Annotated in this window: 13 protein-coding genes and 1 riboswitch; of the genes, 1 reads left to right on the top strand and 12 read right to left on the bottom strand. The window is 71.8% G+C overall.

The genetic code is table 11. The annotated features are described in order from the left end of the window. Positions 1–11 precede the first annotated feature (11 nt). From IEZ11_RS40835 to IEZ11_RS40880, 10 genes are all read right to left on the bottom strand, one after another. Positions 12–1,100 carry a hemolysin family protein gene (locus IEZ11_RS40835; RefSeq protein WP_189268111.1) on the bottom strand — a complete coding sequence of 363 codons (1,089 nt, stop codon included), beginning with the start codon at positions 1,098–1,100 and terminating at the stop codon, positions 12–14. Continuing rightward, on the bottom strand, positions 1,097–2,425 hold the full coding sequence (locus IEZ11_RS40840) for a hemolysin family protein (protein ID WP_189268112.1): 1,329 nt from the start codon (positions 2,423–2,425) through the stop codon (positions 1,097–1,099). The genes IEZ11_RS40835 and IEZ11_RS40840 overlap by 4 nt, the downstream gene beginning before the upstream one ends. Positions 2,426–2,681: 256 nt before the next feature. After that, positions 2,682–3,137 carry a PH domain-containing protein gene (locus IEZ11_RS40845; protein ID WP_189268113.1) on the bottom strand — a complete coding sequence of 152 codons (456 nt, stop codon included), beginning with the start codon at positions 3,135–3,137 and terminating at the stop codon, positions 2,682–2,684. Positions 3,138–3,150: 13 nt separating this feature from the next. Continuing rightward, positions 3,151–3,999: an ATP phosphoribosyltransferase gene (hisG, locus tag IEZ11_RS40850; RefSeq protein WP_189268114.1), complete on the bottom strand. Its 849-nt coding sequence runs from the start codon at positions 3,997–3,999 to the stop codon at positions 3,151–3,153. Positions 4,000–4,046: 47 nt separating this feature from the next. Continuing rightward, entirely contained in the window at positions 4,047–4,319 is a 273-nt protein-coding gene (locus IEZ11_RS40855; protein WP_030946750.1) for a phosphoribosyl-ATP diphosphatase, read from the bottom strand. 34 nt (positions 4,320–4,353) lie between these two features. Then, a complete protein-coding gene (gene ribH, locus IEZ11_RS40860; protein WP_189268115.1) occupies positions 4,354–4,839 on the bottom strand; it encodes a 6,7-dimethyl-8-ribityllumazine synthase in 486 nt (161 codons plus the stop codon). Between the two features lie 49 nt (positions 4,840–4,888). Then, positions 4,889–6,181, bottom strand: a complete 1,293-nt coding sequence (locus IEZ11_RS40865; RefSeq protein ID WP_189268116.1) for a bifunctional 3,4-dihydroxy-2-butanone-4-phosphate synthase/GTP cyclohydrolase II — start codon at positions 6,179–6,181, stop codon at positions 4,889–4,891. Next, on the bottom strand, positions 6,178–6,828 hold the full coding sequence (pnuC, locus tag IEZ11_RS40870) for a nicotinamide riboside transporter PnuC (RefSeq protein WP_189268117.1): 651 nt from the start codon (positions 6,826–6,828) through the stop codon (positions 6,178–6,180). Before pnuC ends, IEZ11_RS40865 begins: the two co-directional genes overlap by 4 nt. Continuing rightward, on the bottom strand, positions 6,825–7,430 hold the full coding sequence (locus IEZ11_RS40875) for a riboflavin synthase (RefSeq protein WP_189268118.1): 606 nt from the start codon (positions 7,428–7,430) through the stop codon (positions 6,825–6,827). The genes pnuC and IEZ11_RS40875 overlap by 4 nt, the downstream gene beginning before the upstream one ends. A 156-nt stretch (positions 7,431–7,586) precedes the next feature. Beyond that, a riboswitch (FMN riboswitch) is annotated at positions 7,587–7,717 on the bottom strand. Between the two features lie 249 nt (positions 7,718–7,966). Continuing rightward, positions 7,967–9,223, bottom strand: a complete 1,257-nt coding sequence (locus IEZ11_RS40880; RefSeq protein WP_189268119.1) for an ROK family transcriptional regulator — start codon at positions 9,221–9,223, stop codon at positions 7,967–7,969. A gap of 130 nt (positions 9,224–9,353) precedes the next feature. Between IEZ11_RS40880 and IEZ11_RS40885 the strand changes: the two genes are divergently transcribed. Next, positions 9,354–10,568: an MFS transporter gene (locus IEZ11_RS40885; RefSeq protein WP_189268120.1), complete on the top strand. Its 1,215-nt coding sequence runs from the start codon at positions 9,354–9,356 to the stop codon at positions 10,566–10,568. Here IEZ11_RS40885 and IEZ11_RS40890 read toward each other — a convergent pair. After that, complete coding sequence (locus tag IEZ11_RS40890; RefSeq protein ID WP_189268121.1) at positions 10,528–10,986, bottom strand: acyl-CoA thioesterase; 459 nt, start codon at positions 10,984–10,986, stop codon at positions 10,528–10,530. The genes IEZ11_RS40885 and IEZ11_RS40890 overlap by 41 nt on opposite strands. Before the next feature lie 69 nt (positions 10,987–11,055). Next, the gene (locus IEZ11_RS40895) at positions 11,056–12,315 is read right to left on the bottom strand and encodes an alginate lyase family protein (RefSeq protein ID WP_189268122.1); all 1,260 of its coding nucleotides are present in this window, start codon (positions 12,313–12,315) and stop codon (positions 11,056–11,058) included. Positions 12,316–12,389 lie beyond the last annotated feature (74 nt).

Consider the following 12,389-nt stretch of genomic DNA (forward strand, 5'->3'; position numbering starts at 1 on the left):
GAACTACGACCTCACCCGGCCATGACCTCCTCCGGCTCCCCGCTCCCCCTCGGCTCCGGCGTCCGCGGCACCGTCGGCTGCTCCCGGTGCGCCGGGTCCGTCACCTCGCCGACGAGCAGCTCCAGGACGTCCTCCAGCGCCGCCAGGCCAAGGACCCGGCCCTTCCCGTCGGCGACCTGTGCCAGGTGGGTCGCCGCCCGGCGCATCACCGTCAGCGCGTCGTCCAGGGGCAGCTCGGCCCGCAGCGTCGTCATCGGCCGCCATATCTGCTGCGGCACCGCACGGTCGGAGTCCTCCAGGTCCAGGACGTCCTTCACATGGACATAGCCCATGAAGGCGCCGGACTCGGCCGCGACCGGGAAGCGGGAGTAGCCGGTGCGCGCGGTGAGCTCGACGACCTGGCCCGGGGTGACCGACGGCGGGACCGTGATCAGGGACTCGCGCCGCAACAGCACGTCCGTCACCGGGCGGGAGCCCAGTTCCAGCGCGTCCTCCAGGCGCTCCTGCTCCTCGGGGTCGAGGAGGCCCGCCTGCCCGGAGTCCTCCAGGAGCCGGTTCAGCTGCTCGCTGGTGACGACGGCCTCGACCTCGTCCTTCGGCTCCACTCGGAAGAGCTTCAGGATGCCCTGGGCGCAGGCGCCGAGGGCGACCGTGATCGGCCGGCAGACGCGGGCGAACGCCACCAGGCCGGGGCTCAGCCACAGCGCCACCTTCTCCGGCGCCGCCATCGCCAGGTTCTTCGGCACCATCTCGCCGATGACCAGGTGGAAGAAGACGACCACGGCGAGCGCGATCACATAGCCCAGCGGATGGATCATGTCGTCGGGCAGGCGGACGGCCTCGAACAGCGGCTCCAGCAGGTGGGCCACCGTCGGTTCGGCCACCGCGCCCAGCGTGAGCGAGCAGACGGTGATGCCGAACTGGGCGGCGGCCATCATCTGCGGGAGGCGTTCCAGGCCGTAGAGGACCTGGCGGGCCCGGGCCGTGCCCAGGGGTTCGATCTGGCTGCGGCGTACGGAGACGAGGGCGAACTCGGCGCCCACGAAGAAGCCGTTGGCCAGGACCAGCAGCGCGGCGAAGACCAGTTGCAGGACGCTCATCGGGCGGCCTCCGCGACGGCGGGGGCGGTGCGGACCAGACGGACCCGTTCCGCGCGGTAGTGGCCGACCCGGCGCACCGACAGCCGCCAGCCGGGCAGCTCCGCCCGGTCGCCCGGCGCCGGGATGCGGCCGAGCAGGTCGGCGACCAGGCCGGCGACCGTCTCGTACGGGCCCTCGGGCACGTCGAGGCCTATCCGCTGGAGGATGTCGACGCGGACGCTGCCGTCGACGTCCCAGGCGGGCTTGCCGTCCTGGGCGGGGGCGGCGGCGAGCTCGGGTGCGTCCGGGCTGTCGTGCTCGTCGCGGACCTCGCCGACGAGTTCCTCGACGATGTCCTCCAGGGTCACCACGCCGGCCGTACCGCCGTACTCGTCGACGACGACCGCGATGGGCTGCTCGGAGCGCAGCCGGGCGAGGAGCGGCTGGACCGGGAGGGTCTCGGGGACCAGCAGGGCCTTGCGGGCGATGCGGCCGACCGGGGTGCGCAGCCGGTCGTGGACCGGGACCGCCAGCGCGTCCTTGAGATGGGCCATGCCGACGATCTCGTCGATCTTCTCCCGGTACACCGGGAAGCGGGACAGGCCGGTGGCCCGGGTGAGGTTGACGACGTCCTCGGCGGTCGCCGTGTCCTGGAGCGCGCTGACCTTCACCCGGGGGGTCATGACGTGCTGGGCGGTCAGCTCGCCCAGCGACAGGGTGCGGACGAACAGGTCGGCCGTGTCCTGTTCCAGCGCGCCCGCCTGGGCGGAGTGCCGGGCCAGGGAGACCAGCTCGCCGGGGGTGCGGGCGGAGGCCAGCTCCTCGGCGGGCTCGACGCCGAGGGCACGGACCAGCCGGTTGGCGACCGTGTTCAGCGCGGCGATGACCGGCCGGAACAGGCGGGAGAAGCGGGCCTGGGGGCCGGCGACGACCCGCGCGACCTGGAGGGGCTTGGACACCGCCCAGTTCTTGGGCACGAGTTCGCCGATCACCATCTGGATCGCCGAGGCGAGCAGCATGCCGACCACGACGGCGATGCCGGAGACCGCACCGTCGGGCAGGCCGGTCGCGGTGAGCGGGCCGCGCAGCAGCTCGGCCAGCGCCGGCTCGGCGAGCATGCCGACGACGAGGGAGGTGATGGTGATGCCGAGCTGGGTGCCGGAGAGCTGGAAGGACAGCTCCTTCAGCGACTCGACGACCGTACCGGCTCGCTTGTCACCGTCGGCGGCGGCCTTCTCGGCCTCGGGTCGCTCCACGGTCACCAGGCCGAACTCGGCGGCCACGAAGAAGCCGTTGGCGAGGATGAGCAGGAGCGCGGCTGCCAGGAGCAGCAGGGGGGTGGTCATGATGCCGCCGCCTCCGAACCCGCGCGGACTGCGAGAAGGCGGTCCGCGGTATGTCGGCAGGGGGCGGCGCAGGTACTACAGGACGATCCGTCCATCGCCGGAGAGGGTCACTCCTCGGGTAGCAGGAACCCCTGTGCGCCGGGCGCGCGACAGGGGTGGAGGCGGGACGTGAAAAGCCTCCGCCAACAGATTAATCAAGACAGGGGCCGGTGCGGCAGGGGCGACGGCCCCGAGACGGCCCCGAAGTTGCGTGATTTCAGCCCTGATGCTGTTCGGGGTCGCGGATCGTGTGGGCCTCGGCGAGGGCGCGCAGGGCCCTGGCGTCGGCGATGGCACGCTGCTTGGCGATGCCCGGCTGGATGCCGAGGGCGGGCAGGCTGGTCCCGTCACTGAGGTCGAGGAACACCCATGGGTCACCCTGGCGGAGGTTCACCTGGAGGATCTCCGCCCACTCCAGGCGCCGCTTGCTCGCGATGTTGACGACGGTGACCCCGGAGTCGTCGGCGACCACCTTCACCCGGGCCAGCTGGGCCAGCACCCAGAAGATCAGCCCGCCGGTGACGACGAAGCTGAGTTTCTCCCCCGGGCCCAGCTGCTCCAGGAGCAGGGCGACCCCGGATATGGTGGCGAAGATCGCGACGCCCGCGGTGAGGAGTATCACGCGGGTGTGGCCCGGCCGAAAGGTGACGGGCAACGAGGGAAGCTCGGACATCTCGCGCGGGACCTCAGAGACGGCAGGCGTGGATGGCCGTGGTCAGGATGGCCCGGGCGCCGATGTCGTACAGGTCGTCCATGATCCGCTGGGCGTCCTTGGTGGGGACCATGGCGCGGACGGCGACCCAGCCCTCGTTGTGCAGCGGGGAGACGGTCGGCGACTCCAGGCCCGGGGTGAGGGCGACGGCCTTCTCCAGCTGCTCGACCCGGCAGTCGTAGTCCATCATCACGTAGGTCCGGGCGACCAGGACGCCCTGGAGGCGGCGCAGGAACTGCTGGACCTTGGGCTCCTCGATGTCCGCGCCGGTGCGGCGGATCACGATCGCCTCGGACTTCATGATGGGCTCGCCGAAGACCTCCAGGCCCGCGTTGCGCAGGCTGGTGCCGGTCTCCACGACGTCGGCGATGACCTCGGCGACGCCCAGCTCGATGGCGGTCTCCACGGCGCCGTCGAGGTGGACGACGGAGGCGTCCACGCCGCTGTCGGCGAGGTGCTTGGCGACGATCCCCTCGTAGGAGGTGGCGACCGTCTTGCCCTTGAGGTCCGCCAGGCCGGTCGCCTCGCCGGGCTTGGAGGCGAAGCGGAAGGTGGAGCGGGCGAAGCCGAGCGGCAGGATCTCCTCGGCGTTGGCGCCGGAGTCCACGAGCAGGTCACGGCCGGTGATGCCGATGTCGAGGCGGCCGGAGGAGACGTAGATCGCGATGTCGCGGGGGCGGAGGTAGAAGAACTCGACGTCGTTGACCGGGTCGACGATGCGGAGTTCCTTGGACTCCCGGCGCTGCCGGTAGCCGGCCTCATGCAGCATGTCCGCCGCAGGGCCTGAGAGGGAACCCTTGTTGGGGACGGCGATGCGCAGCATGAGGTCGGCTTCCTTTGCTCGGATAAGGGGTGTTGACGACGGGTGTTCTACAGGTGGGCGTAGACGTCGTCCAGTGAGATGCCGCGGGCGACCATCATCACCTGGACGTGGTAGAGCAGCTGCGAGATCTCCTCGGCGGCCGCCTCCTTGCCCTCGTACTCGGCGGCCATCCAGACCTCGGCCGCCTCCTCGACGACCTTCTTGCCGATGGCATGGACCCCCTTGCCGACCAGCTCGGCGGTGCGGGAGGTGGCGGGGTCGCCGTGGGCGGCCTTGTGCTGGAGCTCGGTGAAGAGCTCCTCGAAAGTCTTGTTGGACATGGTGAGCGCCAGACTACGCCAATTGCCGCGTCGCTCAGTGCCAGGGTTCAGATACTGAGCGGAGGGTGGCCGCGGTCGCCACCGCCGCCGTCACCGCCTCGTGGCCCTTGTCCTCGTGGGAGCCCTCAAGGCCCGCCCGGTCCAGGGCCGACTCCTCGTCGTCGCAGGTGAGCACGCCGAAGCCGACCGGGACACCGGTCTCGACGGAGACCTGGGCGAGGCCCTGGGTGACGCCCTGGCACACGTACTCGAAGTGCGGGGTGCCGCCGCGGATGACGACACCGAGGGCGACGATCGCGTCGTAGCCGCGGCCGGCGAGGACCTTGGCGGTGACCGGGAGCTCCCAGCTGCCGGGGACCCGGAGCAGGGTCGGCTCGTCGATCCCCAGGTCGCGCAGGGCGCGCAGGGCACCGTCCACCAGACCGTCCATCACCTTCTCGTGCCACTGGGACGCGATGACCGCGACCCGCAGGTCGCTGACATTGCGTACGGACAGTTCCGGTGCACCCTTGCCGCTCACGTCTCTCCTCAGTGCTGTTTCTCTACGGGTGGCCGCAGCCGGCCACGGTCTACTGGTTGGCGCAGGTGGACAGCGCGGGAGGCGTGTCCAGCCAGGGCAGGTCGTGGCCCATCCGGTCCCGCTTGGTGCGCAGGTACCGGAGGTTGTGCTCACCCGCCTGTACGGGCATCGGCTCGCGCCCGCTGATCTTGAGCCCGTGGCTCAGCAGCGCGTCGCTCTTGTCGGGGTTGTTGGTCATCAGCCGGACGCTGCGCACCCCGAGGTCGGCCAGGATCCGGGCACCGGCGCCGTAGTCACGGGCGTCGGCGGGCAGGCCGAGTTCGAGGTTGGCGTCGAGGGTGTCGCGGCCGCGCTCCTGGAGTTCGTACGCGCGCAGCTTGGACAGCAGCCCGATGCCGCGGCCCTCGTGTCCGCGCAGGTAGACGACGATGCCCCGGCCCTCGTCCTGGATGCGCTCCAGGGCGGCGTCGAGCTGCGGGCCGCAGTCGCAGCGGGCGGAGCCGAAGACGTCCCCGGTGAGGCATTCGGAGTGGACCCGGACCAGGACGTCCTCGCCGTCGCCGAGCTCCCCGTGGACGAGGGCGACGTGCTCGACGCCGTCGGCCGTGGAGCGGTACCCGTACGCGGTGAAGGTGCCGTGCTTGGTGGGCAGGCTGACCTCGGCCTCGCGGCGGACGGTGGGTTCGGCGGCCCGGCGGTAGGTGATCAGGTCCGCGATGGAGATGATCGTCAGCCCGTGCTTGCGGGCGAACGGAATCAGCTCCGGGAGGCGGAGCATCCGGCCGTCCTCGCCGGCGATCTCGACGATGGCGCCGGCCGGGCGCAGGCCCGCGAGGCGGGCGAGGTCGACGGCGGCCTCGGTGTGGCCGTCGCGGGTCAGGACGCCGCCGTCCCGGGCGCGCAGCGGGAAGACGTGGCCGGGGCGGACGAGGTCCGTCGGCTCGGCCCGACCGCTCGCCAGCAGCCTGAGCGTGGTGGCGCGGTCGGCGGCGGAGATACCGGTGGTGACGCCGTGCGCGCCGGAGGCGTCCACGGAGACGGTGAACGCGGTCTTCATGGACTCGGTGTTGTCGCCGACCATCTGCGGCAGCTGGAGCCGGTCCAGCTCCTCGCCCTCCATGGGGGCGCAGATCAGGCCGCGGCACTCGCTCATCATGAAGGCGACGATCTCGGGGGTGATCTTCTCCGCCGCGACGACGAGGTCGCCCTCGTTCTCGCGGTCCTCGTCGTCGACGACCACGATCGGCCGGCCGGCCGCGATGTCGGCGATGGCCCGCTCGACCGGGTCGAGGGTGAGGTCCTCGACGCCGTCGGCGCTGTACAGGATCGGTGCCGCGGTCATGCGGGTGCTCCTTCCAGAGCGGGCCGCGTGCCCTGGCGGGAGCGCAGCCACCAGTCGCGCATGCCCCACAGGACGAGCGCGCCGTAGATGACGTAGACGAAGCCGGAGAAGGCGTAGCCGTTGGCGAAGTTCAGGGGGACGCCGACCACGTCGACCAGGAGCCAGGCGATCCAGAACTCGACCATGCCGCGGGCCTGGGCGTACATGGCGACGACGGTGCCGACGAAGATGTAGGCGTCCGGCCAGGGGTCCCAGGACAGGGACGGGTAGGCCTTGAAGAGCAGGGCGACGGCGACGGTGCCGACGGCCGCGGCGGCGACCATCGCGCCGCGTTCCCGCCACGTGGCGAATCGGGGCACGATGTGGCCGTCACCGCCGTCCTCGGCCCGGCCCCTGTTGCGGTTCCACTGCCACCAGCCGTACAGCGCGACGACCATGACGACGACCTGCTTGCCGGCGCTGCCGGTGAGGTGGCCGAAGAAGGCGCCGAAGAGGATCAGGCCGGAGGCGAACTGCACCGGCCAGCTCCACAGGTTGCGTCGCCAGCCGAGGGCGAGGGCGGCCAGACCGAGGATGTTGCCGGTCATGTCCGACCAGAGGATGTGCTGGCCGAACAGGACGAAGGCCTCGGAGTTCAGCCAGTTCACCGGCCTGCTCCCTGCGTGTTGGCGAGCAGGCGCTCCACGTACTTGGCGACGATGTCGACTTCGAGGTTGACCGGGTCGCCGGGCTGCTTGCGGCCGAGCGTGGTCAGGTCGAGGGTGGTGGGGATGAGGCTGACGGTGAAGTAGTCGGGGCCGGCCTCGACGACGGTGAGGCTGATGCCGTCGACCGTGATCGAGCCCTTCTCGACGACGTACCGCGCGAGGTCGGCCGGGAGCGAGACCTTGACGATCTCCCAGTTCTCGGAGGGCGTGCGCGCCAGCACCTGACCGGTGCCGTCGACGTGGCCCTGCACGATGTGGCCGCCGAGGCGGGAGCCGACCGCGGTGGGGCGTTCCAGGTTGACGCGGGAGCCGACGTCCAGGGCGCCGAGGGAGGAACGCTTGAGGGTCTCCGCCATGACGTCGGCGGTGAACTCGTCGCCCTCGTGCTCCACGACGGTCAGACAGACGCCGTTCACGGCGATGGAGTCGCCGTGCTGCGCGCCGTCGGTCACCACGGGGCCACGGAGCCGGAAACGGGAGGCGTCGCCGAGGTTCTCGACGGCGGTGACCTCACCCAGCTCTTCGACGATTCCGGTGAACACTTCCCGGGTCCTCCTGCCTCAATAGGGCACGGACTCCGGGGCCTGTCGACGGACGACAGAATGTACGGACAAGCAGACCGAGGGCGACGCCGACAAGGTCCCGTCCGCGAGGGACGAGACCAGATACGGCGGCGCGCACACGTACATGCTCGCCCGCCGCGCACTGCCTCCCATCCGGACTTTAACCGTCGGTCCAGGAATTTCACCTGGTCAACCGGCCGCTGGAAGCGGACGGGTCGCGGACTATAACCGCCGGTTCGGACTTTCACCGACCCCGGAGTGCGCTGCTTCTGGTACATGGCCAGTGTGCCACGCCCGATCGTGGTCCATACAGGGGAACCGTGTGGGGTGCCTCACAGCGCTTGCCGCTGGACTTCCCCGGCGGACCGTCGTGTGCGCAACCGGGCTCCGGACCAGGGCTCCTGACGTCGAGTCACATCTATTGACCCTACTGGTCTAGTCCTTTTAGGGTTCGGACGGACCCGGTGGCGGTGACGACGGCCCTTGCCCGTCGCCGGGCCCGCCCGGTGCGGGCGTCAGCGGTCCGGCGCCGCGAAGAGTTCGTCCTGGGCGCGGTCGCGGGCGGTGAGCAGAGCTCCGCGCAGGACGGCCGCGCCGCCGAGCGTGCTCGCCCGTACCTCGGTGGCCAGGGGGGACATCCGGCCGAGCCGCGCCTCGACCCGGGTGGCGAGCGCCGCTCCGCCGGCGGGGCCGATCTCGCCGCCGAGGACCACACAGCCGGGGTCCAGGACGGCGACGACGGCGGCGACGCCCACGGCGACGCGGTCGGCGAGGGCGTCGAGAAAGCAGGCGTGTGCGGTGGGGGGTGCCGGGTCCGGTCGGGGGTCGGGTGCGGCGCCGTCGTGGCTGGTCGCGCAGTTCCCCGCGCCCCTTTGGGGCGCGTTCACACCGGCCACCAGACTCGCGGCGGTCGCACCGACCGGACCCACCCCGAACTCCCGCGCCAGCTCCACGATCGCCGCCGCCCCCACCAGCGAGTGGTAACCCCCCGAGCAGTCCGTCGCGGTGGGCAGGCCGGTCGTGCCCGGCACCGGCAGGAAGCCGATCTCGCCGGTGCCGCCGGAGGCGCCCCGGCGCAGGCCGCCGTCCAGGACGACGGCGGCGCCGCAGCTGTCCCCCAGCCAGAGCAGGACGAAGGTGTCGCGGTCCCGGGCGGCACCCTCCCGCTGTTCGGCGAGGGCGGCCAGGTTGGTCTCGTTCTCGACGCCCACCCGGGCCGACGGGAAGCGTTCCTGGAGGGCGGCGACCAGGCGGCGGTGCCAGGCGGGCAGGCCCGCCGAGTCGCGGAGCTCACCGGTGGCCGGGTCGACGAGTCCGGGCGCCCCGATGCCCATGGTGTGCAACTGACCGCCGTCCGCGGACAGTCCGGCCTCCTTCACCGCGCGTTCCACCAGCTCCGTCGCCCGCTCGACCGCCGCCGCCTCCCCCGCCTCCGGGGCGACCGGCACCGAGCCCTCGGCGAGCACCCGCCCCACCAGGTCGGAGACCAGCACCGAGACGCTCTCGGTGCGTACGTCGAGGGCGGCCAGATACGCCCGGTCGGCGACGATGCCGTACAGCCGGGCGTTCGGCCCGCGGCGCTGCTCGCCCGACTCGCCCACCACCGTGATCAGGCCGGACTCGGTGAGCCGTTCGACGAGGTCGGCGACGGTCGGCCTGGACAGCCCGGTCAGGTGTTTCAACTGCCCTGCCGTCAGCGGGCCTTGCTGCTGGAGCAGGCTCAGCGCGAGCCGGTCGTTGATGGCCCGGGCGGTGCTCGGTGATGCGGGCATGACGGGCATCCTCCCAGATCCGTACGGCCCAGGACGGCCACATGGCTCCCTATCTATCATGCAGGGTCCCTGATAGTTTACGGCGAACAGGCGAACAGCGGGGCGGTACTCGTCCGGGGAGGGCAGGACCATGGGAGACGTGGGTCACGAGCAGCACGAGGTGAAGCGCGCGCGGTACGCCGTCGCGGCCGTGTTCACCGTGCACGGTGCCGTCACCGGCTCGTTCGCGACCCGGGTGCCGTGGGTCCAGGACCATGCCTCGCTCAGCGCCGGCCAGTTGGGCTTCGCGCTCGCGTTCACGGCGTTCGGCGCCTCCTGCTCGATGCCGCTGGCGGGCCGGATCAGCCACCGCTTCGGCAGCCGTACGGCGCTGCGCGGACTGATCGCGATGTGGACGCTGGCGCTGATCCTGCCGTCCCTCGCCACGAACCTGTATCTGCTGTGCCTCGCGATGTTCGTGTACGGCGCGAGCGCGGGCATGGCGGACGTGGTGATGAACGCTCTCGGCGTGGAGATCGAGCGGCTGCTCGACAGGTCGATCATGTCGGGGCTGCACGGCATGTGGAGCGCGGGCACCCTGATCGGCTCGGCCGCGGGCACCCTCGCCGCCCATCTGGGCACGGACGCGCGCGTGCACTTCGCCCTGGCCTCGGCCGTGCTCACCGCGCTCGGTGTGCTGACGGCCGGCTTCGTCCTGGACGTCCGGCCCGGCGCGGACGAGGAACCGCCGCCGCGGTTCACGCTGCCGCCCCGGTCCGCGCTGCTGATCGGCACGGTCGGCTTCTGTGCGGTGTTCGCGGAGGGGGCCAGCCTGGACTGGTCGGCGGTGTTCCTGCGGGACCGGATGGACAGCTCGGCCGGGCTCGCGGCGGCCACCACCACCGGGTTCATGCTGGCCATGGCGGTGGCCAGGATCAGCGGGGACGCGGTGGTGAACCGCTACGGCGCGGTCCGTACCGTCCGCGCCGGGGGTGTGCTGGCCGCGTTCGGCGGGCTGCTGGTGGTCCTCGCCGGGCAGCCGGCGGTGGCGATGACCGGGTTCGCGCTGATGGGTCTCGGCATCGCGGTCGTCGTACCGCTGTGCTTCGCGGCGGCCGGGCACGCCGGGCCGAACCCGAGCCAGGCGATCGCGGGCGTGGCGACGATCACCTACACCTCGGGCCTGGTCGCACCCAGCCTGATCGGCGGAATCGCCCAGGCGACCAGTCTGGTGGTGTCGTTCTGCGTGGTCACGGCGCTGGCCCTGGGGTTGGTGGTGTTCGCGGGCGTGCTGCGCGCCGGGACCCGGGGCGCCCGCGCCGAGGTCAGTCCGCAGGCCGCAGCAGTTGCCGACCCGCGGCCCTGAACGTCTCGCTCCACGGCGCCGGGCGCAGGGTGGCCGGGTCCAGCCGGACGAGGACCCGGGTGCCTCGGGCGTAGGTGGTCGCGCCGTCCGGCGAGCAGAAGCGGAAGCCGTAGGTCAGGCCGGTGCCGCCGAGCCGTTCGAGCCAGAGGTGGACGGCGTAGGCGCCCGACCTGGTGACCGGCGCCTCGTAGCCGATCACCAGCTCCCTGACCACGTTGCAGGCGTCCCCGGCGGTGGCCCAGTCGCCGTCGAAGCGGATGCCGTGCTCCTGCCAGAGCTCGGTCCAGGCGCGCTCGACCAGCAGCGGATAGCGGGCGTTGTGCAGCATCCCGAGCGCGTCGAGGTCGTCGAAGTGGACGCTGACGGGCAGCAGCCGGCCGTAGGAGAGGACAGGTGCGGGCAGGGCTTCGGCGGTCACGGGCGGGGCTCCTGAGCATCGGGGACGACGCCACCCTAAGCGATCGCTCAGGAGCCCGGTCCGGCGGGCTCAGCCGGCGATCGAGTCCAGCTGCTCGGCGGCCGGCCGCAGCGCCCAGAGGTCACCGCCGGGCGGCGCCTCCAGCCGTCGGACCGCCCGCTGGGCCGCCTTGTCGCCCGCGTCGGCCGCCGCGTGCACGATGTCGCTCGCCGCGTAGCGGTGGAACTCCAGCTCCGGATACGGCCAGGCGGCCGCGCCGGTGGCGGCGGGCAGCAGGTAGTCCACGGCCTTGGACAGGCTCTGCCCGGCCGGCCCTCGGTAGGTCCAGAGGTTCACACCGACGTGCCGGCCGATGGCCGCGAGCCGGGTGTAGGCGACCAGGTCGAAGGTCGAGTAGTGCCAGCTCCTGGTGCGGGCCAGCTCCTGCGGCTGGCTGCCGTCCGCCGCGACCTGCGGGTCGATCCGCTTCGCCCGCGCGTCCAGCACGGTCCTCCTGGCCAGCGCCTTGTCACCGGTCGCGTAGGCGAGGGCGGCGAGCTGCATGTCGTAGAAGGTGCCGTGGTTGTTGGCGGCGGCCCCCTCCTCTTGGCCGAAGGCGCTGTTCTTCAGCCAGCCGAGGAAGTCGGTGTTCCAGCTCCGCATCCCGGCACGGTCCCCGGCGCTCCAGCCGGGGGCACCCGTGCCGAGGATCGCCAGCGCGTCGACCACGCTGGTGTACGACTGGGAGAAGTCGATGATCCCGATGGCCCGGCCGTCGTACTTGCACGGGATGAACTGGGCGTGGTTCAGGTTCGGGTTCATCCGGGTCGCCGGGTCGAGGAACCAGGTGCGCAGGACCTGGCCGGCCTTCTCGGCGTACTCCCGCTTTCCGGTGTAGTACCAGGCCAGGGAGAGGTCGTACGTCGAGTCGAAGACCTTCTCGACGTCCTGGCGGTCGGTGCCGCTGTCGACCTCGGGATTGCGCTGTCCGTCGCGCTGGACGTAGGGGCAGCCCCAGGGGTTGTCGGCGGTGGGCGTGGTGGTGGGCCACCAGTAGGGGGCCTGGCTGAGGTAGTCGTGCACGTCACCGCCCGGGGCGGGCCTGGGCTTGTCGACGACCGTCCAGGGGCCCTGGTCCAGCCAGGTGTCGGCGCGGGTCGTCAGGTCGCGCAGCGCGCGCCCCAGTCGCGGGTCACCGGCGCCCAGCCGGGCCTTGGTGTCCTGGAGCCGGGCGCCGTCGAGGACGGCGGTGTCCGGGGCCCTGCTCGCGGCATGGGCGGAGGGGACGAGGACCGCTCCGAACGCCACCAGGGCCGTCAGCAGGACGGCCGCGCGGGATCTTCCACTCATCGAGCACTCCGATCAACATGAAATCAGATATGTGAACTCAGTTCATGAGTAGGACCGTGCGAGCGTAGAACCAC

The organism is Streptomyces fuscichromogenes (genome assembly GCF_014645815.1).
Classification (GTDB): domain Bacteria; phylum Actinomycetota; class Actinomycetes; order Streptomycetales; family Streptomycetaceae; genus Streptomyces; species Streptomyces fuscichromogenes.

Bases quoted from the DNA above. Each gene is read 5' to 3' on its own strand.
- IEZ11_RS40835 (WP_189268111.1), bottom strand. From the start codon at position 1,100: ATGAGCGTCCTGCAACTGGTCTTCGCCGCGCTGCTGGTCCTGGCCAAC.
- IEZ11_RS40840 (WP_189268112.1), bottom strand. From the start codon at position 2,425: ATGACCACCCCCCTGCTGCTCCTGGCAGCCGCGCTCCTGCTCATCCTC.
- IEZ11_RS40845 (WP_189268113.1), bottom strand. From the start codon at position 3,137: ATGTCCGAGCTTCCCTCGTTGCCCGTCACCTTTCGGCCGGGCCACACC.
- hisG (WP_189268114.1), bottom strand. From the start codon at position 3,999: ATGCTGCGCATCGCCGTCCCCAACAAGGGTTCCCTCTCAGGCCCTGCG.
- IEZ11_RS40855 (WP_030946750.1), bottom strand. From the start codon at position 4,319: ATGTCCAACAAGACTTTCGAGGAGCTCTTCACCGAGCTCCAGCACAAG.
- IEZ11_RS40865 (WP_189268116.1), bottom strand. From the start codon at position 6,181: ATGACCGCGGCACCGATCCTGTACAGCGCCGACGGCGTCGAGGACCTC.
- IEZ11_RS40880 (WP_189268119.1), bottom strand. From the start codon at position 9,223: ATGCCCGCATCACCGAGCACCGCCCGGGCCATCAACGACCGGCTCGCG.
- IEZ11_RS40885 (WP_189268120.1), top strand. From the start codon at position 9,354: ATGGGAGACGTGGGTCACGAGCAGCACGAGGTGAAGCGCGCGCGGTAC.
- IEZ11_RS40895 (WP_189268122.1), bottom strand. From the start codon at position 12,315: ATGAGTGGAAGATCCCGCGCGGCCGTCCTGCTGACGGCCCTGGTGGCG.